General features: G+C 44.3%; 15 protein-coding genes. 6 read left to right on the top strand and 9 right to left on the bottom strand.

What is annotated here, in order from left to right; translation table 11 throughout:
• Window positions 1–22: 22 nt before the first annotated feature.
• A complete protein-coding gene (locus H8B19_RS02145) occupies window positions 23–1,369 on the bottom strand; it encodes a dicarboxylate/amino acid:cation symporter (RefSeq protein ID WP_186505123.1) in 1,347 nt (448 codons plus the stop codon).
• A 129-nt stretch (window positions 1,370–1,498) separates the two neighbouring features.
• Here H8B19_RS02145 and H8B19_RS02140 point away from each other — a divergent pair, with 129 nt between their 5' ends.
• Entirely contained in the window at window positions 1,499–3,715 is a 2,217-nt protein-coding gene (locus tag H8B19_RS02140; protein WP_186505122.1) for an Ig-like domain-containing protein, read from the top strand.
• Window positions 3,716–3,766: 51 nt separating this feature from the next.
• Here the strand turns inward: H8B19_RS02140 and astB are convergent, their stop codons facing one another.
• Complete coding sequence (astB, locus tag H8B19_RS02135) at window positions 3,767–5,107, bottom strand: N-succinylarginine dihydrolase (RefSeq protein ID WP_186505121.1); 1,341 nt, start codon at window positions 5,105–5,107, stop codon at window positions 3,767–3,769.
• 277 nt (window positions 5,108–5,384) lie between these two features.
• Here astB and topA point away from each other — a divergent pair, with 277 nt between their 5' ends.
• Together topA and H8B19_RS02125 are read left to right on the top strand one after the other, a co-directional pair.
• Window positions 5,385–8,027 (top strand): type I DNA topoisomerase, encoded by a 2,643-nt coding sequence (gene topA / locus H8B19_RS02130; protein WP_186505120.1) that lies wholly within the window; start codon window positions 5,385–5,387, stop codon window positions 8,025–8,027.
• A gap of 2 nt (window positions 8,028–8,029) precedes the next feature.
• On the top strand, window positions 8,030–8,581 hold the full coding sequence (locus tag H8B19_RS02125; RefSeq protein ID WP_186505119.1) for a DUF2058 domain-containing protein: 552 nt from the start codon (window positions 8,030–8,032) through the stop codon (window positions 8,579–8,581).
• A gap of 29 nt (window positions 8,582–8,610) precedes the next feature.
• Here H8B19_RS02125 and H8B19_RS02120 read toward each other — a convergent pair whose 3' ends face one another.
• The 5 genes from H8B19_RS02120 to H8B19_RS02100 form a co-directional block, all read right to left on the bottom strand.
• Window positions 8,611–9,048, bottom strand: coding sequence for a hypothetical protein (locus H8B19_RS02120; RefSeq protein ID WP_186505118.1), 438 nt, complete (start codon window positions 9,046–9,048; stop codon window positions 8,611–8,613).
• A 169-nt stretch (window positions 9,049–9,217) separates the two neighbouring features.
• On the bottom strand, window positions 9,218–9,985 hold the full coding sequence (locus H8B19_RS02115) for a 3-hydroxybutyrate dehydrogenase (RefSeq protein ID WP_186505117.1): 768 nt from the start codon (window positions 9,983–9,985) through the stop codon (window positions 9,218–9,220).
• Window positions 9,985–10,965 carry an extracellular catalytic domain type 2 short-chain-length polyhydroxyalkanoate depolymerase gene (locus H8B19_RS02110; RefSeq protein ID WP_186505116.1) on the bottom strand — a complete coding sequence of 327 codons (981 nt, stop codon included), beginning with the start codon at window positions 10,963–10,965 and terminating at the stop codon, window positions 9,985–9,987. The genes H8B19_RS02115 and H8B19_RS02110 overlap by 1 nt, the downstream gene beginning before the upstream one ends.
• Window positions 10,962–12,167, bottom strand: coding sequence for an E22 family MetX-like putative esterase (locus H8B19_RS02105; protein WP_186505115.1), 1,206 nt, complete (start codon window positions 12,165–12,167; stop codon window positions 10,962–10,964). The genes H8B19_RS02110 and H8B19_RS02105 overlap by 4 nt, the downstream gene beginning before the upstream one ends.
• A gap of 12 nt (window positions 12,168–12,179) precedes the next feature.
• A complete protein-coding gene (locus tag H8B19_RS02100; RefSeq protein ID WP_186505114.1) occupies window positions 12,180–13,475 on the bottom strand; it encodes a GntP family permease in 1,296 nt (431 codons plus the stop codon).
• Window positions 13,476–13,751: 276 nt separating this feature from the next.
• On the opposite strand from H8B19_RS02100, the gene H8B19_RS02095 reads away from it, so the two are divergent.
• From H8B19_RS02095 to H8B19_RS02085, 3 genes are all read left to right on the top strand, one after another.
• Window positions 13,752–16,046: a TonB-dependent receptor gene (locus tag H8B19_RS02095; RefSeq protein ID WP_186505113.1), complete on the top strand. Its 2,295-nt coding sequence runs from the start codon at window positions 13,752–13,754 to the stop codon at window positions 16,044–16,046.
• Window positions 16,047–16,182: 136 nt separating this feature from the next.
• A complete protein-coding gene (locus tag H8B19_RS02090; RefSeq protein WP_186505112.1) occupies window positions 16,183–16,821 on the top strand; it encodes a response regulator in 639 nt (212 codons plus the stop codon).
• A 67-nt stretch (window positions 16,822–16,888) separates the two neighbouring features.
• Window positions 16,889–17,896, top strand: coding sequence for a sulfite exporter TauE/SafE family protein (locus H8B19_RS02085; protein WP_186505111.1), 1,008 nt, complete (start codon window positions 16,889–16,891; stop codon window positions 17,894–17,896).
• A gap of 37 nt (window positions 17,897–17,933) precedes the next feature.
• On the opposite strand, the gene H8B19_RS02080 is transcribed toward H8B19_RS02085, so the two are convergent.
• Together H8B19_RS02080 and H8B19_RS02075 are read right to left on the bottom strand one after the other, a co-directional pair.
• Entirely contained in the window at window positions 17,934–18,281 is a 348-nt protein-coding gene (locus tag H8B19_RS02080; RefSeq protein WP_186505110.1) for a GFA family protein, read from the bottom strand.
• 302 nt (window positions 18,282–18,583) lie between these two features.
• A complete protein-coding gene (locus tag H8B19_RS02075) occupies window positions 18,584–21,964 on the bottom strand; it encodes a PAS domain-containing hybrid sensor histidine kinase/response regulator (protein WP_186505109.1) in 3,381 nt (1,126 codons plus the stop codon).
• Between the last annotated feature and the right edge of the window lie 17 nt (window positions 21,965–21,981).

Here is a 21,981-nt window from a genome sequence, read left to right as displayed (position 1 = left end):
CCTTTTTAATTGAAGTCACAGATTAGCTGTTACGCTCGAAATGCTCAAAATCAATATTTTCAAGCTTGCCACCGGCATCCGGGTCATTAAAGGTATCTAAATCCATTTCACCCTCACTTTTACCTACGATACATGCCACCATAGAATCACCCGTCACGTTAACCATGGTGCGGGTCATATCCAGTAATCTGTCGACACCAATAATTAAGGCGATGCCTTCCACAGGTAAGTTAACCTGCTGTAAAACCATTGCCAGAGTAATTAAGCCCACTCCTGGTACTCCAGCGGTGCCCACTGAGGCGAGCGTCGCAGTCAGTATTACCATTAAAAAGTCGGTCACAGATAAATCCACGCCATATACCTGCGCAATAAATACAGTAGCTACACCCTGCATAATCGCAGTGCCATCCATATTAATGGTGGCGCCCAGCGGCACAGTAAAAGACGCGACCGAGTTTTTTACCCCCATTTTTTTGGTCACAGTTTCCAGTGTTACTGGCAACGTGGCATTACTACTTGAGGTACTAAAAGCAAAAATACAGGTATCACGCATCTTTTTGAGGAATACCACTGGGTTGAGCCCGGTAAAAGCTTTGAATAACAGTGAGTAACTGAGCAATCCATGAAATATCAGTACAAATGCCACCAGGAAGAAATATTTGAGCAGGCTGGTAAATACAGCAAAGTCGATGGTTGCAGCCAGCTTTGCCATCAAGGCAAAAACACCATATGGAGCCAGACTCATTAAAATGGTGATCAGTCGCATAATGACGGTATTTAAATCTTCAAAAATGTCAGATAAGCGCTCACCGGCTCTGCCGCTCATGGCCATTGCGATACCAAACAAAACCGCAAATACAATGATTTGCAGCATATTGCCTTCAGCCATTGAGTGAATTGGGTTGGTAGGAAACATATTCACAATAATTTGTGCCAATCCTGGTGCTTCCTTGGCTTCAAACGTGCTATTGGTATCTAAGTTGACACCATTGCCTGGATCGACAATAAAAGCGAAAAACATCGCCAGAGAAATCGCGATAGCCGTTGTGCCAATATATAAACCCAGAGATTTACCACCCAGTCTTCCCAATTTTGCCGGGTCACTTAATTTACAGGTACCACATACCAAAGAGACAAAAATTAATGGCACGACCAGCATTTTTAAACTGGCGATAAATATCTGACCAATAACGGTAAATATACCTTCTACTAAAACTTCATACGTAGATATGCTGGCGCCAAATACCTGAACCGCATAATCTCCACTATCATCAAATAGCAGTTTTAATAAGGATCCCACAAGGATACCGGCTAACATGCCGATAAATATTTTAGCCGTTAAGCTATATTTTTTAGATGAAGCGCTCATCAATTTTCCTTTTATAGTTGTTGTGCCGCTAAGCCTAACAAATTTTGGCTTCGAAGCTGAACAATAATATCCGGACCTTATTAACAACTTACAGTGCTCGAACACAATGCAAACAGGCAGGACGTAAAGATGAAGGCAATGCTGACAAAACTGATAGTACTATCGCTAACCAGCTTATTAATGGCGTGTGGTGGCGGTGGCTCATTAAGTCGTGAGGGAGGTAGCAATGGAGGAGGTAATACTGGTGGTGACGAAGTGACCTACACCATTTCACTTAGCATTGTGAATAGTGCAACCAGTGAACCCAGTACCGAATTAACTTCTGCGACGCCATTAACCGTTAATGCGACAGTTACCAGTTCCGATGACTCAAGTACACAGGGTAAAGTCGTATCATTTGCGTTTGATGATGCAACGCTGGCGACATTCAGTGTACAAAATGGCCGCGCTGTTGTAGGTGAAAATGGTGTAGCCAGTATTAATTTGATTGTTGGTGAACAAAGTGGCGCGGGGTTGGTAACCGCAACACTGGACGCAAATACCAGTGCTGAGATTGCGTTTAACTCCTCCGGCTCCTCGCAACAGTCGGCTCAGCCAAGCGATATGGATTTTTACGCCAGCTCGCTGCAACTGCCTTCAAGTGGTCAGGATAAGATTGAGTTAATTGCGTTGGTTAAAAATGCACAAAATGTATTAATGGAAGGTGTGGAAGTGTCGTTTTCTGTATCCAATGGTGCCTCATTATCTGAAGTGCAAAGCCTGACCACTGCAGATGGAACCGCCAGAGCAAAATTATCTACCATTAATCAACCGGAAAATCGCTTTGTTACCGTTACTGCTACTGCCGGTAATACAAATATTCTGGTTCGAACGCTGGATATCGAAGTGGTAGGTACCGAAGTACAAATAGGGGGACCTTCTTCAGTGGTGCTAGGAGATGAAGCGCCAATTACAGTGAAACTGGTTAACTCCGATGGTGTGGGAATTGCCAACCAGTCGGTTACTGTTACTGCGGAAAATGGCAGCATTGTCAGCGCTGACACCATCACTGATATTGATGGAAATTTAAATTTAACCTATCAGGCAACCAGTGCTGGTGATGATAATATTATTGCCACAGCATTAAATGCCAGTGCCAGTTTTCCTATCTCAGTTCAGGAAGATGATTTCCGTTTCACCACTGTGCCTTCAAAAGATATACCTTTGGGGGATACTGCCACACTATCAGTAACCTGGCTAAAAGATAATGCACCTTATCCGGGTGGCGTGGTGACCTTTAAATCTTCGCGGGGACAGGTCACATCTAGCTCTCAGGTTACGACAGACGCCAACGGCATGGCACAAATGACAGTGACTGCCGATAACGCTGGTGTTGCACTGATCTCGGCTGACGGAAAAGAAGCCGGCAGCGATACAGTGACGGTAAGTGCACGCCATACGTTTGAATTTGTAGCGACAGATGCTTACAGCATTATTGTGGATGCAACACCTGATTCCGTTGGGCCAAATGGACAAACCAGTACTGTCACAGCCGTCGTGCGTGATATTAATGATAATCTGGTTAAAGATAAGGTCATTGACTTCAGGGTGGACGATGTAAGTGGTGGTACTATTGCCAGTAACAGTGCCAAAACTGACAGCAAAGGTATTGCAAGTACGGTGTTTACCTCCAACGCGGTTACCAGTAATGAATTTGTACAGGTACATGCAACAGTGAGTGATACTCCCAGCGTAACAGATTTTACGACGCTGACAGTGGCAGACCGTGCCTTTGATATTTCTTTTGGTACAGGTCCGCTGATACAGGTTCCGGATGATGCTAGTTATATTAAAGAGTTTGCGGTATTTGTCAGCGATTCAGACGGTAATCCGGTTGCCAACGCTGAGTTATCAGTATCGGTAAGCCCTGAAAAATTTAATCAGGGGGGCGTATTTAGAAAAGGCAGCTGGACCTGGAGTGATATTGATGAGCAGTATGTAACTTATTTAACTCCTGTCACCAGTTGTTCAAATGAAGATATTAATGATAATGGCATTCTGGACAGTGGAGAAGATACTAACGGCGATGGATTTTTAACCCCGGGTATTGTTGGTATTATTCAGTTTAAAGACAATAACAACATTACCGATGCCAATGGTCAGGCAACCTTGGTCTATCGTTATCCAAGGGCTTATGCTGTGTGGACCGATACTATCATTAAAGTATTTGGCAGTTCACAGGGGAGTGAATCCGCACAGTCACAGCGTTTCACACTGGCAATTGCAGCGGAAGATATTACTGATCTGGGCAAGGCGCCACCAGCCAACCCTTATGGTTCAAGTACCAGTTGTAGTAACGTAAATTAATAAAAAAGCCCGGTTAAACCGGGCTTTTTTATAACTACAGTCAGCAATAAGTTAATCCTGCTGGAAGGGGTAAACGGACCCCAGTTTAAGTATCTGGGTTAACTCATCCAGTGCGGTGCGAGACTCGATTAATAATTGCGGATCGTGTAAGTCTGCCACCAGTAATTGGTCACGATAATGTTTATCTACCCATAAATTTAAACGCTCGAATAATGTGTCGTATAATAAAGTATTAGGGTTAACCGCATCCACTTCCTGATCGTTCATGGCGACGCGCAACCGTAAACAGGCGGGACCACCGCCATTGCGCATACTTTGTTTAACATCAAAATAATGTATTTGCTTAATAGGGGTGTTTTGTGTCACCAAATCGGACAGATAGGAAGAAACTGCCTTACTGTCACGACATTCCGTTGGTGCAATAATTGCCATGTCGCCATTTGTCATGGTTACAATCTGAGTATTAAACAAGTAGGTTTTAACCGCTTCTTCAACGGATACCTGCTGGCTATCGACTTTAATAAAATAGACTTTTTCATCCCCGAACTTTTGCTGGATTTCAGCAAATGCCGCATCGGTATTGTGGAATGCCTGTTCATGGTAGAAAAGTACATTCTGATTACCTACAGATATCACATCGTTGTGAAATACCCCTTGATCAATCACATTCGGATTTTGTTGCACATAAACCACATTTTCATCACTCAACCCGTGTAAGCGTGCAATCGCCTGGCAGGCTTCCAGCGTTTGTCTGGCAGGATATTTTTGCGGTGCCGGTTTGCTGGTATCGAAGGCATAGCGGCCAAAGGTGAATATCTCCACGCCTTCATGGCCATAGTTCTGGCATAAACGAGTATGGTTTGCCGCACCTTCATCGCCAAAAAACTCGTTGTCTGGCAGATGAGTATGATGTTTGAAATATTTATCGTTATTAAAGGTGGCTTGTAAAATGCGCCCCGTAACTTGTGGTTCCAAAGAGCGATGGAATTTATTGGTCAGATTCGCCGGGGTGAAATGCACTTTGCCATCGGCAGTGTCAGCGCTAGGCGAAACCGTAGCAGCATTAGCCGTCCACATACTGGAAGCAGAACAACATGCTAAGAACACCTGTGGAGCTTGCTTAGCGGCTTTTTCCAAAACCTGAGCATCGGTCCCGCTAAACCCTAAACGACGCAATGTGAGTACGTCTGGACGCTCCTGTGGTGCAAGTACACCTTGAGTTAAGCCCATGTCGGCTAAAGCCTTGGCTTTTTGTAAACCTTGTTTGGCTGCCTGTTTAGGGCTGCTGCTGGCATTGGCATTGTTTAAAGAGGCTACATTGCCAAATGACAAACCTGCATAGTTATGCGTAGGACCAACTAAACCATCAAAGTTAACTTCAAAATGCTGCATATTTATTCCTTTTATTTAGCTAAAGCCTTATTTTTAAAGGCTTTTGGCGCCGTTTTGGATTGGCGGCATTATACTTAAGTGATTAAATTTTGCATGCAAATTAGTGATTGTTTGAATTTTATACTAAATAAAAATGCGTAAAAGATTTTCTTGTTTTTGCGAGTATTTATCGATATATCTAAAAAACTGCTAACCTGTCATATCCCCTTCATTTATAGGGAAACTTGTTAAGGTCTTCATCTAATTTTTAATAAATTCAAGGAATTATCATACAGTTATGGGTAAGTCTCTGGTTATTGTCGAGTCACCGGCCAAAGCTAAAACGATCAATAAATACCTCGGCAAAGAGTTCATCGTAAAATCCAGTGTGGGTCACGTGCGTGATCTTCCAACCCGTTCTCTTGGAAAAGTTGAAGCCAAAAAGCCTGCCAAAGAATTGAAGTTGTTGCCTGAAAAGGAACGCGAAGACTATCTGCGCCATTATGAATATTTAAAACTGGTGGATCGCATGGGTATCGATCCACAAAATAACTGGCAGGCGCACTATGAAATTTTAAACGGCAAAGAAAAAGTCGTTAGTGAATTAAAAAAACTGGCTAAAGACGCTGATACTATTTATCTGGCAACGGATTTGGATAGAGAAGGGGAGGCTATCGCCTGGCACCTTCGTGAAATCATAGGCAGTAAAAATAAACATTATCAGCGTGTGGTGTTTAACGAAATTACTAAAAAGGCCATTCAGGATGCTTTCTCCAAACCGGGGGAGTTGAATCAGGATCGGGTGGATGCTCAGCAGGCCCGACGTTTTCTGGATCGCGTTGTTGGTTTTATGGTGTCGCCACTGCTGTGGAAAAAAGTTGCACGAGGATTATCTGCCGGTCGGGTTCAATCAGTTGCCGTGCGTCTGGTTGTTGAGCGTGAACGCGAGATCAAAGCCTTTGTTCCGGAAGAGTTCTGGGACGTGCATGCGGATTTATCCACACCGCAAAACCATGCCTTAAAAATGCTGGTGGCCAAACAGCAGGGACAAAACTTCCGACCTGTTAATAAAGCCCAAACAGACGCTGCATTGGCTCAGTTAAATAGTGCTAAATATCAAGTTATTAGCCGCGAATCCAAGCCGACTCAAAGTCGCCCATCGGCGCCATTTATTACCTCAACCCTGCAGCAAGCTGCCAGCACACGTTTGGGATTTGGCGTAAAGAAAACCATGATGATGGCACAGCGCTTGTACGAAGCGGGCCACATTACCTATATGCGTACCGATTCGACCAATCTAAGTGCCGAAGCGGTTGATGCATGTCGGGGTTATATTCAGGATAATTTTGGTGACGCCTATTTACCGGCTAATCCGGTTAAATATGGCAGTAAAGACAATGCTCAGGAAGCGCACGAGGCGATTCGTCCATCCAATGTGATTGTAAAAGCTGAGTCCCTTGGTGATATGGAGCGTGATGCACAACGCTTATATGAACTGATTTGGCGTCAGTTTGTTGCCTGCCAAATGACCGCGGCTAAATATGATGCCAGTACTATTCGTGTTGCTGCGGGTGATTTTGAGCTGACAGCCAAAGGACGTGTATTGCGTTTTGACGGCTGGACCAAAGTCCAGACCCAGGCGCGTAAAAAAGGTGAAGAAGATCTCATTCTGCCCGATGTAAAAGAAGGGGATGTACTGGATTTACAATCACTTGATCCTAAACAGCATTTCACTAAACCTGTGGCGCGTTTTAATGAAGCCTCGCTGGTTAAAGAGCTTGAAAAACGTGGCATCGGTCGTCCTTCTACCTACGCCAGCATTATCTCTACCATTCAGGACAGAGGATATGTGCGAGTGGAAAATCGTCGATTTTATGCGGAAAAAATGGGTGAAATCGTTAATGATCGTCTGGTCGAAAACTTCACTAATCTGCTCAACTATGACTTTACCGCCAATATGGAACAGCACCTGGATGAAATTGCTGAAGGTAAACTTGAGTGGAAACAGGTTTTAAACGACTTCTATAAAGACTTTTACGGTCGCCTATTAAAAGCCGAGCAGGATTACGAGCAGGGTGGCATGTTGCCCAATCAGGCAGTTCCTACTGCCATAGATTGTGCCAAGTGTGGTCGCAAAATGATGCTGCGTACTGCCAGCACAGGTGTGTTCCTGGGATGTTCTGGTTATAACCTGCCACCAAAAGAGCGCTGCACGCATACCATGAATCTGGTATCAGGTGATGAAGTTGTCAAAGTTGACGATGAAGAAGAACTGGAAACCGAAATTCTGCGTGCCAAACACCGTTGCCCCATATGTGAAACGGCCATGGATAGCTATCTGATCGATGAAAACAGAAAGCTGCATGTATGTGGTAATACGCCGGCTTGTACCGGTACCGAAATCGAACAGGGTACCTTCAAAATTAAAGGTTATGATGGCCCACTTATTGAGTGCGATCGTTGTGGTTCTGACATGGAACTGAAAAACGGCCGTTTTGGTAAATATTTCGGTTGTACCAATGACGAGTGTAAGAATACCCGTAAACTGCTGAAAAATGGTGAGGTTGCTCCTCCCAAAGAAGATCCGGTGGATTTGCCTGAATTGCCATGTGAAAAGTCTGACGCGCACTTTGTATTACGTGATGGCGCTTCCGGTATATTTATGGCTGCGCATAACTTCCCTAAATTCCGTGAAACTCGTGCGCCCCTGGTTGAAGAGTTAGCGCGTTTTCGCGACCGTATATCAGAAAAGTTCTATTATCTGGCTGATGCACCACAACAGGACCCTGACGGCAATAAAACACTGGTACGCTTTAGCCGTAAAACTAAACAACAGTACGTTATGTCTGAGGATGACAACGGTAAATCAACAGGCTGGTCTGCCTGGTATCAGGATAATAAATGGGTTGTAGACGATAAACGTAAGGGTAAAAAGAAGTAGTTATGTCATCGTTACAGGAACAGCTTTTGAAAGCAGGGTTGGCTGATAAAAAAAAGGCCAACCAAATCAAAAAAGAAAAACATAAGCAGGTTAAAGCCAGGCAACATCACAATGTTCAAATTGAAGATGAAGCTAAAAAGCTGGCGGCTGAGCAATTAAAAGCCAAGCAGCAAAAGGATAAAACACTTAACCAGCAAGCAAAGGCGAAGGCTGACGAAAAGGCAGTAAAGGCGCAAATTAAACAGCTTATTCAATTGAATAAACAGCCAAAAGGAAATGGCGATATCGCCTGTAATTTTACTGATGGTACTAAGGTAAAACATATGTATGTGGATGATAAAACCCATAAACATATTACGCGCGGACTGTTGGCAATCGTTAAGTTTCAAGGTGGTTATGAGCTGGTGCCAACTCAGGTGGCAGAAAAAATCGCTCAGCGTGATGAACAATCAGTGTTATATCGTGCTGACCAACTGGAAGAAAATAATAACCTTACTGAAGAAGAAAAAGACTGGTATGCAGATTATGAAATACCAGATGATCTGGTGTGGTAATCAGCATGAAAAACAAAACACAGCGGCTTTTAAGCCGCTGTGTTGTCTGGATCGACTTGCAAGCTAACTGTCACTAGATAAACCGTCAGCCCAATTATTGCGCCAATTAAAAAAGCACAAACATTTTGTACACTCACTATATTTATTCCAATTTGCACCGAGAGTTGTTGATGCAAACCTTCAATGGCAGGATGATGATTATTGGCAATCAGCAGTAAACTGTAACAGCCGCTGGATAACATATATTGCAGGCGTTTTATATTAACATTGTTGTCGTTAAGTAAACGTATCGAAACCCACAGCAACCAGCTGATTAGGCCGGACATAGTGCACGACATTAAAATATCACTAAAGCTGCCGTAACTACCGGTTAAAATAAAGATGATCGCCATAATAATGGCTAACCCGAGGAAGGTGACAAAACTTCTGATGCCCAGTCTGGGGGCGGTCAACTGAATAAACTTCACAAACGTCCTTATTCGTTAGCAAATCCATTGTATGGTTTAACCATACTGCTAATTCTACCCATTTTAAATGGGGGCAGAAAAATATAATAAATTGTTACATTTATCAAATTTTTGTTCAGTCACTGCCAGAATCAGAACGTTTGTGCTGCAATGAGTGTTTAATGATTCCTTATCGTGCTACCCAGCCACCATCCAGCACCATGGTCTGTCCGGTGATATTTTTCGCGGCGTCAGTGAGTAAAAACGCCGCTGTGCCTGCCAGTTCATCCAGTCCAATAAAGGACTTTTTGGGCATAGGCTCCAGCATGATTTTATTTACAACATCCTGTTCGCTCATGTTGTTTTCTTTGGCTTGTGCTGCGATTTGTTGTTCAACCAAAGGCGTTTTAACATAGGAAGGACACAGAGTATTGGTGGTAATGTTAAATTCACCGGTTTCCAGTGCCAGTACTTTTGAGAAACCCAGTAACCCGTGTTTAGCTGCAACATATGCAGATTTAAACGGTGAGGCAACCAGTGAATGAATTGAACCCACATTAATAATGCGTCCAAAGTTGCGTTGTTTCATGCCCGGCAATACAGCTTGAGTGAGCATAGCAGGGCCCACCAACATAACATTGATAAGTTGTTGCCATTTATCTGCCGGAAAATCTTCCAGTTTACTCACATGCTGAATGCCGGCGTTGTTAATCAGCACATCAATATTAGCGCCGCCAGTTAATTCATCTAATCTGGCAATTTGTGACATATCTGCCACATTCAGTGAAATGGCGCTGGCTGCAACGCCATTTGCTTTTAATTTCTCGGCACTTGCACGTGCGGCATCAATATTTAGGTCTGCGAGAATCAGTTTATGGCCCAAGTCGCCTAAATGTTCTGCTATGCCCAACCCTATACCGCTGGCCGCGCCTGTGATTAAAATGGTGTAAGCTGACATTACTTAGCCTCCAATGCATGGACCATATTACTTACTGCTTTTATTTGCTGGCCGTCTTTAGTGGCATAGTTAGCATCGGTATATCCCCACCAATCCCAGCATGCTTGTGGGTTTAGCGGCATTACCGTGCTCTTTTTAGTTTGCGGATAAAGCACCACAGTATTGTGTGTGGCGGCCCATTGATTTATGCCGGTTTTTGTTGTGTAAGCATCGCCGACCGCTTCGGCATTCTGGTTACAACCATGGAAACTGACATGTACCTTACATTGCGCGCCTTGTTCACAGTTTTGCGGTATAAATACATAGCCGGTATCCGCTAAGCTGATTGCAGCATCTCCACCTAACTGATGCTGGTTAAATTCATATAATTTACCGTTTTGATTGTCTGCTTCCGGCGAGGAGGCAATAAAATCCAGCATGTCACTGGCAGCGTTGTAATCACAATTACCAATAAATGGCGCTTCGGATACATCACACTTACTGCCTTTGTCTTTTGTTGGGAAGTGATGCGCAAAAGGTTTATTACTGGAATATTGTAGGTTTTCTGTCGGCATTAACTGGCGGTATTGCTCAGCCAGTTTGTCAGTGACCGCCTGAATAACTCGCGTATCCTTTGTGCCGTGTAATAACCACACTTTGTCATGTTTAAGGTTGATTAACCCATCGACTTTGCCTTGTTTTTCCCAGTCTTTTAATTGAGCATTTAACGCAGCCAGATCGACTGGCGTTTCCATCTTATTTACGCATTGACCAAGCGCCGTGAAAATATCACCTTTGGCACAATAGTAGGGGCCAGCAGAAATGATACCTGCACCCGTTACCCATGCAGAGTGGGCGATATGAAACTGGTTAGCCATGTAACCACCACTGGATAAACCTGACACGCTGATGTGTGTGGTATCCAGATTTAATTTAGGGATGTCAGCAGCCGCAGTACCAGCAATAAAAAGTGATGCCAGAGTGAGTTGACCTAGTGTCATGGAAGTTCCTTATCGGCTAAAAATGCCGCGATGGTATTCGCCTGAGACTGAATATGGCTAAGGCCGTTTAAGTGTCCGGCATTGCCCTGAATCTCAGTAAGATAACTGTGTTTGTGTAATTCAAGTAAACGGTTGTGTACCTGTCTGGCCATGTAGGGCATCAACAATAAGTCATTGTTGGAAGGTAAAAACAGGCAACGGGCTTTTACTGCTTTTAGCGCTTCATTTAGTGCTTTGTTATGTCCGGCGATATATAGCTGGTTGGCGCGAACTAAATACAATAAATGATTGGCATCGCTGGTTTGTGCACGTTTTTCAGCCATGGTTCTTAACCAATCAACCACCGCGGGTGATTGGTTAATGTCGTTTAAGACCTTGTTATCAAGCGCGTTATGATGCGGATTTGCTGCATTGATAAATTCAGGGTGAAGTGCCTGCTGAGTCAACATCATTAAAGACGCGGTTAATCCTTCCATTGGTGGTGTGCGACTATAATAGTCACCCTTGTTCCAGTTAGGATCGAGTTTGATAGGTAATGTCCATTGCTCCAGTGCAAGCGTCGTCCACGCATCGGCCTCGCCACTGCCGATTACTGAAATCATGCGTGGCACTTTGTCGGGATAAGCCACAGCCCAGTCCAGCGCTTGCATCGAGCCCATTGAGGCGCCAATAACTGCGTATAAGGAATCAATGCCCAGGCTTTCCAGTACCGCTTTTTGCACATTCACAAAGTCGCGAATGGTCACTACGGGAAAGCTTAAACCATAAGGTTTACCCGTATCAGGATTGATACTGGCAGGTCCTGTGGTGATCACGTTTTTATCACCAACGTTTAAATTCACCAAAGTATCGACACTAATCACAAAATACTGATTGGTATCAATCGCTTTACCGGGCCCGATAATGGTATCCCAATAACCGGGTTTGGCATCACTTTGGCTGTATTTGCCTGCGGCGTGTGAACTACCACTAAAATAATGGGTGATTAATATAACGTTGGACTTTTCCCGGTTTAGCTTTCCGTAGCTCTCAAATCCTACCTGTAAATTTTTAATAGTACTGCCATTGAAGGTAGTAAAAGCCGGCATTGAGAAACGCTGTTTTTCGACGAGTCGTTCACTGGCTTTAACTGGCTGTAAGCCAGCCAGCAAAGCCAAAAAAACAGTGAAGATTAAGAAGGGGTTACCTTGTCTTAACCGCATAAAAAACATCCTTTAAAACCAGTTAAATAAAGCCACTGCCATGGCTAATCCAATTAACGGAATTACCACAGTTAACGCACCGACTGCCCAGTAAGCCTGTTGGTGAGTTTCGTTGCAAATGGCACGTATGGTTGTCACTACATATCCGTTATGCGGCAAAGAATCGAGCGCGCCGGAAGAAATGGATACGATGCGATGTAATTGTTCAGGATCAACTCCCTGATCAATATAATGTGGAGCGATCAGAGGCAGAGCGATCGCTTGTCCACCTGAAGCAGAACCCGTTAAGCCGGCGATCACACTCACCGCTACTGCGGCACCAATTAGCTCGTTGCCAGGCAGTTGCGTCATAACTTCAACCGCCATTTGAAAGGCATCGGTTGACTTAGCAATAGTGCCAAAACCGACAACTGCCGCAGTATTACCAATTGCAACCAGTGCACCTGTGGTGCCTAAACTAATGGCATTATTTAAATTGGTGAAATGTTTGTAATTGATAAGCAATAAACATAATACGCCACCACCTAACGCAACAATTAACGCCAGTTGCTGTAGTGCTTCATGCAGGGTAAATGACAATACAAGAACCACAATAAGCGGCAGTAGACCGGTGAGTGGGTGAGGGTAATCACGCTCGCTGGCAAAGGTATCGCCTTCACGCTTTTCGAAACATTCACCGTTGGCAACAGCTTTGCCAATCATGCGTTTTAGCCACCAGTATCCAAAACTCGCCATGAAAATGGCAACCACTAAGCTCACTTCCCAGGCAGCGAAGGGGGACGTTCCTAAATATTTAATTGGGATCCAGTTTTGGATTTCCGGTGAACCAGCCGAGGTCATAGTGAAGGTCACTGAACCAAATGCCAGCGCAGCAGGGATAAAGCGACGGGGTAAATTGGCATCTTTAAACAAACTTAGCGCCATAGGGTAAACTGAAAAGGCCACCACAAATACGCTCACGCCACCATATGTTAATAAAGCACAGGCTAAAACCACGGCAGCTACAGCATGTTTCATACCGAGTTTATTGACGATCCAGTTGGCTATGGAATCGGCTGCACCGGTATCTTCCATAAATTTGCCAAACAAAGATCCCAGCAAAAACATAAAAAACCACGAAGCGATAAAGCCGGAAAAACCCGCCATATACGTGGCGACAAAGTTAGTGTCACCTATAAAAACCGGCATGTTGCTGCTTAAGGCAACGATTAGGGCACAAAAAGGTGCGGCAATAAAAAGATTCATGCCACGAATGGTCAGCCAAATCAGTAAAATCAGCCCACCTACCAGCCCCAGTAAACTCAACATAATGTATTGTCCTTGGTGATAGTGTTATTTTTATGTGCGGTAAATCAGTTGTTAATTAAACCAATTACCAGCATTGATAAAGCTTTGACCGAAGCGAAACAAATGCGTGGATATAGCCCTGTTATTCAAGGCCGTAGAGATAATGCGATAACTTCGATACCTTGCGCCATAGTACTATGGTACAGCTTACCATTTGTTAAAAATACGTTAATGTTTGTCGTGACCGTACAACTACAAATGCCAAAACCATAACAATACAGGTATAGAGGAACAAACATGTCTAAGCCGATTTTTACACAATCTGTGTGCGCTATTGCAGTAGCCGCAGCACTTGCCAGTCCGCTGGCTCTGGCTCAGCAACAATCTCAGGAAGAAAACCAGAAAAAAGGATTGGAACGCATCGAGGTAACCGCTCGCAAAACTGCTGAAAGTATTCAGGAAGTGCCGGTTGCCGTCACATCTGTCGGAGAGGTGGAGTTAGCCGAAAAAGGCATTTCCAGTGTGGTGGAAATTCAACAAATGTCACCCAACACCACCTTGCAAAAAAGCCGTGGTACCAATTCAACCTTAACCGCATTTATTCGTGGGGTAGGTCAGGAAGATCCATTATGGGGTTATGAGCCCGGTGTCGGTATTTATGTGGATGACGTTTATATGGCGCGTCCCCAGGGCGCTGTGCTGGATATTTTAAATGTCGAACGCATCGAGGTATTGCGTGGTCCTCAAGGCACGTTATACGGCAAAAATACCATAGGTGGTGCAGTTAAATATGTTACTAAAACCATGTCTGGTGATACCGAGCTTGCGGTTAAAGGCACGGTAGGTAGCTATGGTCAAAAAGACATTAAACTGAGTGGTCAGTTACCTTTGGTGCAGGACAAGCTTTATTTTGGTTTTGCTTACGCTAATTTAAATCGTGATGGGTTTGGTGAGTTTTTAACCTCCGCTTTGCCTAATCAGGATAAGGAAAACTACAACAAGGATTTACAGGCCTATCGTTTGACGCTGGAATATCATGCATCTGACGATGTATTTATGCGTTTGAACTATGACAATACTGAAGATAAATCCAATTCGAAAGGTGGCTACCGGTTATTGCCTAGTTTGCTAACTGATGCGCCGGTTCCTGATAGTAAATACGATTCCTATACCAGTTTGCCAACCTGGAATAAGGTTGAAAACGAGGGTGTAAGCCTGACGATAAACTGGGATGTTAATGATAATTTCCTGTTTAAATCGATTACGTCAAAACGTGAAAGTTATTCACCCACCAATATCGATTTCGACAACACCTCGTTGCGCATTTTTGATGTGCCGGCAATTTATGACGATGAGCAGTTTACTCAGGAATTTCAGTTAAATTATGTTGATGACGGCATAAAAGTGGTGTCGGGCTTGTATTACTTTAAAGGAGACTCCTGTGGCCAGTACGATGCCATTCTGGATGTGTTAGGTAATGCACTGGGATTTGACGGTTATACCAGTGAAGTGGGAGGGTGCAGCAATAGTAAAAGTATCGCTGCCTATGTACAGGGATCATTTGACTTAACCGACAAACTGTCTTTAACCGCAGGTGCCCGTTATACCAAGGAAGAAAAAGATGCGACCGTATATAACGGGGTGTATTTTGGCACCATGTACCCGCAAAGTGGCTGGGTCGACGGTTTTGTGCGTGATCAGGCACTGGTCGATGCTACCAATCATGTTGTACTGGATAACAATGCTGACTGGTCACGTTTTACCCCTAAATTAGGGGTGGAATATCAGTATTCGCCGGATATGATGTTATATGCCAGTTATGCACAAGGTTTTAAATCCGGTGCATTTAACCCACGTGCCACCACGGATGAGCCAGCAGCCGATCCGGAAATTGTTGATTCATTTGAAGTGGGTATGAAAAGCGACTGGAACGACACGGTGCGTTTTAATGCCACTTTATTTATGCTCGATCACAAAGATCGCCAATATGTGACCTTAATTCCTGATCCGGATGATTTAACCATTAACAACCAACGTTTGGGTAACGTGGGTAAATCTGAAGCGACAGGGGCGGAAGTTGAATTAACTGTGCTCGCCACGGACGATTTAGAATGGTATGCCAATTTAGGTTATATCGACGCTAAGTTCAGCGAAGTGAAGTCGGTAACACCGGATGGTCAGCCGTTAGATATAACCGATCAGTTTTCCATCACCAATACGCCTAAAACCACGGCAAGTCTTGGATTTAATTACAATTTCTCCAGTGAAATGGGCGATTTTGTATGGAATACCAACTATTACTATCGCAGTAAATATTCGTTAGTAGAGAAAGGCAACTTATTAACCCAGGAAGGTTATGGTTTAGTTAATATGAGCCTGAACTGGTACAGCGAAGATGGTCAGTGGTCAGTGGGGCTGCATGGTAAAAACCTGACGGATAAAGAATATCTGGTGGGTAACTATCCGTTTGTAAACGTGGCTGCGCCATATTCAACAGACAACCCTGGCCCGGGTACCGGAGGTGATACCACGTTAATCGGTTATTATGGTGACCCGCGTACAGTGAGTTTAACCGTGGGTTATCGTTTCTAATCCGTGTTTCGGGCAAAAATAAAGGCGACTTAGGTCGCCTTTATTTTTTAGTGAGCGTTGTCAGAGTGGTTTCACTTGCACCATTTAATCTGTTAGTGAATAGTTGGCTTAAAAAATTAAGAGCAAAAAGTTATCTATGTCGTTCAAAGTTGTTATTGCCGATGATCATCCATTATTCCGCAGTGCGTTAAAGCAAGCTGTTGAATCTGTTTTGGGATGTGATGTGCTGCAGTCTGCCAGTCTGGATGAAACCCGTCGTTTGTTGTCGGAACATGCGGATACCGAGTTGGTGTTTCTTGATCTTAATATGCCGGGCAATCAGGGGTTAACTGGCTTAAGCAGCTTGCGTAGTGAGTTTAGTGATGTTTTAGTGGTGATGGTCTCGGCAGAAGAAGATCCTCAGATTATACGCAAAGCTCTGGATTTAGGTGCCAGCGGTTATATTCCTAAATCAGCCTCACTGGACCAATTGTCAGACGCCGTTGCTCAGGTTATGGATGGTGAACAATGGGTTCCACAGTCTGTTATGTCTGACGTGCAAAGCGCCACAGATCATAATCAAAAAGCCTTCGCCGAGAAAATGCAGCAACTGACACCACACCAGTTTAAAGTGCTTAAACTCATCGCTGACGGCATGCTTAATAAACAAATCGCCTATGAACTCAATGTGCAGGAAACCACGATTAAACAACATGTCTCTGCGGTTTTGCGCAAGCTGGATGTGATTAATCGCACTCAGGCAGGGATTATTTTTAAGCAAATAATGGGTGAATAGCGGTCTGATTTCGCAAGGAAAAACGTGAAGTTATGGTACGATGCGCCGTCGTTTTAAAGGAGCTTTCATGAGTTTACAGGCGCGCCCAAAGCAGTATTTATGGGTCTGGGGGTTCTGGCTAACCGCTTTTTATCTGGTGTGGTCCTATATTGTATTTGGCCACGATTTATTAGCCGTAACCTTGCAGCACTGGCCTATGGCTGCAGCAATGGCTGTGGGCAGTTATGCCGCGGGTTCGACGCCAATGGGCGGAGGTACCGTTGGTTTTCCGGTATTGGTACTGTTATTTGAATTGCCTGCCAGTCTGGGACGGGATTTTAGTTTTGCTATTCAAAGCATCGGCATGACCAGTGCCTCCATTTTTATTCTTGCCAAGCGCCAACCGCTGGCCAAAGCACTGTTATATGGTGCTATGCTCGGCGCATTAATTGGTACGCCGCTTGGCCTTATATTTGTTGCGCCTTATTTTTCAGAACTGTATATAAAGTTGGTGTTTGCAGTAATTTGGGCCAGTTTTGGTTTATTGCATCTTTATCGGCTGGATGAAATCGCCAGTCATAGCGGCATGACTGACTTTGATGAAAGTTGGGATTTTAAGCTCGGTTTAACGCTTGGTTTATTATCGGCAATGATACTGGTTTCGGTTACGGGCGTAGGTATTGATATGGTGCTTTATACAGCACTTGTGCTGTTGTGTCGGGCGGATTTGAAAATTGCCATTCCCACATCAGTTGTGATTATGGCATTTACGTCTGTTGTCGGCGTTATGGTCAAAACCATCAGTGGTAGCTGGCAGGATGGGGTCTTTGAGAACTGGTTGGCGGCTGCACCTGTGGTGGCTCTTGGGGCGCCGCTTGGCGTATTTGTGGTGGCGCGAATTGGGCGTAAGCCAACGTTATTGGTGGTCGCGACATTATGCGTGGGGCAATTTGTCTGGACGTTGCACTCCGAGCAAAAAATTCTTGGTTTGTGGGGCATGCTGTTAGCCGTATTGGCGGTATTAATCAGTTTGCTGGGCTTTGAAAAGCTAAGGCAACTGGGTGCTAAGCTGGTTAGATACAAAAATGCACCTTAAAAGGTGCATTTGGGGGAAATGTATTATTTGCGGCGTTTTACAAACTCTTCCCATCAAAATGATTAATTTTAAACTGGCTTAAATCCACATTATCCACACACCTTGCATTAATTGCCGCCATGGAATTGCCCTTACCATCTTCACCTTCGCCAAATGGCGCACAGCCACATACCGGGCAAAAGTGGTGTTTTATTTTATGACTGTTAAAGGTGTAGGTGCTCAATGGTTTATCCGGCGTGCTCACAGATAGATTGCTACGCGGGATAAACCACAGCAAACTGCCACGTTTACTGCATATGGAACAATTGCAGGACAGCAAATCGCCAAATTCACCATCCGCCTGATAACGAATATTGCCGCAATGGCAGCTGCCGTTAATTTTCATGTGTTTACCTTCCGTATTAGAGCGTGTTGAACTTTGCGGTATATTTTTGCAACGAGTTGCGCGGTATTTAAACAATGAAGCACGAATGTGGTGTAGTTGTTCTACATAAATGAGTGCTGAAGCAGTAGAAATGCCGCACAAACGTTGCCCGAAGGGTTCGTCCTAAACACTTTTCACTCTTTGTTGCTTATTTTTGACTTAATCCATTAGGCCTGCAAATAAGCGTCGCGATTAAAAAGTGTTTAGTTAGAACAAAATTTATACAGTAAAGTTCAACACGCTCTAGTTTGTATGAGCCAGCTCTAGTTATCGTAGTCAATATTGTTGAGTGCAAAGAGTTTTTTTATTGCTCGTTTTAATGCCGCGGTTTTCAGCGGCTTGGGTAAAAAAGTAAACCCCGCTTCAATCGCCTGATCTTTTATCGCATCGTTGTAATCGGCACTATTGACGATAACCGGTACATTGTCGTGCCACAAATCCATTAATTGAGTGGCAACGTCCACGCCAATCACATTGTGATCCAAATGGTAGTCCACCAGCAGTAAATCTGGCGGCTCAGCCTGTAACTGTTGAGCTTGTTCCAGATTGGTTGCCACGAAAACGTTTGCCCCCCACTGGCTAAACAATTCCTGCATTGCGTGTAAGTTTTGGGTTTCGTTATCAATAATCAGTACCTGTTTATTGTGCAGAAATACCGATTTATCGGCAGGCTCTGAAACCGGGAGATTGGCGGGGGGACGCTGAGCTTTACAGCGACTGAGTTGCACACTAAAACAGGTCCCTTTACCCAGCTCCGAACGCAAGGTGACGGGATGATGTAATAAACTGCAGATACGTTCGACTATGGTTAATCCGAGACCCAGTCCCTGACGGTTATCGGCATCGAGTTGGTGGAACTCATTAAATATTTCCTGTTGCTGATGTTTGGCAATGCCAACACCCGTATCGTGAACCTGAATGTAAATTGTATCTTTGAGTCGTCTGCCACCGATTAATATTTTGCCTTTTAGGGTATAACGAATGGCATTTGATAATAAGTTTTGCACAACACGTTTAAGTAGTTTGCGATCTGATTTGACCCAAATAGAGTTTGGAACGTAAACAAGTTCTAAACCCTTCTGCTGAGCTTGCAGCGAAAACTCAGCTGCTAATGGGTGCAGCAGCTCATGCAAATTAACGGCTTCTATATGACTGGTTAATACACCTGATTCAAGCTTGGTCATATCCAGCAACATGCTAAGCAACTCCTCGGCATTACCTAACGACAGCAATAAACTTTCGGATAATTCCTGAACCTTGTGGTGGGTGGATTGTTGCTTGATCATGCTGGCAAACAAGGTAGCAGCATTAAACGGCTGCATTAAGTCATGTCCTGCTGCTGCCAAAAATTTGGTTTTACTGTCGTTGGCCTGTTCTGCCTCCTGTTTAGCTATTTCCAGTGCCTGATTAACCCGCTCCAACTGTTCTGTTCGCTGAGCGACGCGCAGTTCTAACTGCGATTTGGATTCTTCCAGCAATTGCTGGGTACGTACGTAATCGGTCATATCGCTGTAAGTTGTTACAAAACCACCACCTGGCATAGGATTGCCCTGTAGTTCAATAACACGTCCATCGGGCTGGGTACGTAAATACTTATAACTACTGCCATGGCGCAGATAATCGATACGTTTGGCGACTTCTGCATCAATATCTTTATTACTGGCAAACAAGCCTCGCCGGGCGTTAAAACGCAGTAATTCTTCAATTGGCATGCCGGCACGAATAAAACCCGTGGGATAGTTGAATAACTGGATATAACGTTGATTCCATGCCAGCAATTTTAGATGGCGATCGACTACGCTAATGCCCTGATCAATATGTTCAACCGATGACTGCAGCAGCTCGTGATTAAACTGATAGCTTTGACTGGCTTCTTCCACCAGTCCGACTAGCTGCGCAAGTGGAACCTGATGTTGCTCGGTAATCGCCGATAGCAGGATCCGTGCACTTGCAGAGCCAACATGTGCAGCCAGATCTGCTTCTATTTTTGCAATAAGGGATTCACTGGCATAAGCACTTAGATCCTGCGTGCCGATTTGACTGATCAATTGTTGCTGTTGGGATGGGGAGAAAACCCGCTCTGTTACTGCCAGCAGGTTTTGCAGCTTAATGGCATAATAAGCTTCGTGACTTTTATCCTGTATAGTGCTTTGCAGCTCACGTCTTTGTCTCAAAATTAAGCTACTAACAAGATAGACCGAAATATTTATCGCCAGACTGATAAATACACCAAAACTTAATTCACTGTCGCTGGGAATGGAGTCAAAGTAATAGGTTGAGGTAATACTTGGCCATAACAAATAGATCCACCAGCAACAGACACCGGTCAGGATTGACAAAATAGCTGCGATTTTATGACTACGTTGCCAGTAAAGCCCCAGAACCAGACTTGGCGCAAGTTGTGCCATCAGTGCCATTGCAATAATGCCACTGTTAACCAGTGGTGCAGTGCGGCTAAGATACTGGTAGTACAGATAAGATAAACCTACTACCAGTAAAACAGTGAGTCGACGAATGGTGAGTAAACTTTGTTGATTAAATACCTGTTGTTTGTCGGCACGAAAACGTAGTTTCAACCATAACGGCGTGACCAGATTGTTGGCCATCATTATGCCTATGGCCAGTGTGGCAACAATCACCATGCTGGAAGCAGCGGCCAGTCCGCCAATAAAAACAATGCCAGCGACGGCAGCGTTATTGCCAAGCATAGGCAAAGCAATAACATAATTATCCGGACTGGTTTCGGGCAGCAGTATTTTGCCTGCCAGTGCAATGGGTAAAACAAACAGATTTATTGCAAGCAAATACAGCGGAAATAACCAGCGTGCACTTTTTAATTCCTGTTCTCCGTTATTTTCAACATAGTTGATATGAAACTGTCTGGGTAAACAGAACATTGAGCACATACCCAGTAGCATATGGCTCATATAAACCCAGGGGGCTGAGGAGCTATCCAGTACGTTGCGCGCCTGTGTGTGCAGCTGGGTTTTACCCATTAAATCAATTACACCATCGAATAGCTGATAGCAGACAAATAACCCAAGTAACACAAATGCCGCCAGCTTAATCACTGACTCAAAAGCAATAGCCAGCATTAACCCAGGGTGTTTCTCGGTCAGACTTAACGTACGGGTACCAAATAAAATTGCGAAGAGTGCCAGCAGCATAGCGACATACAAACTGATACCTCCTGGCCAGGGAGATTCAGCATTAGATAACATACTTAAACTGGCCGTCACAGCATCAAGTTGTAAGGCAGTGTAGGGCAGCACACCTATAAAGCATATAAAGGTAACAATCGCGGCAATTAAATGAGATTTTCCATACTGATTGCCAATAAAGTCAGCAACAGAGCTGATGTTATTTTGTTGGCAGAAATGAATAACGCGTCTTAACAGGGGGTAACCAAATAAAAACACACAAATGCTACCTACGTAGGTAGGTGTAAAAGCCCAGCCATATTGTGCCGATTGTGCGGTGGTACCGTAGAACGCCCAGGAGGTACAGTGAACACCCAGTGCCAGACTATAAATAACGGGGCGTTGACGATTACCCTGATGATAACGATCTCCCCAGAACCCCACCGCAAATAGTAAAGCTAAAAAGCCAACCGCTATGGCCGTAAGTGACCAGATAGTAAACATAGGGTAATGCGCCTGTT

Origin of the sequence: Neptunicella marina (genome assembly GCF_014270035.1) — a bacterium.
GTDB classification, from domain to species: domain Bacteria; phylum Pseudomonadota; class Gammaproteobacteria; order Enterobacterales; family Alteromonadaceae; genus Neptunicella; species Neptunicella marina.
The sequence above is the reverse complement of the archived record's forward strand: the minus strand, read 5'-3'. Positions and strand labels throughout refer to the sequence as shown.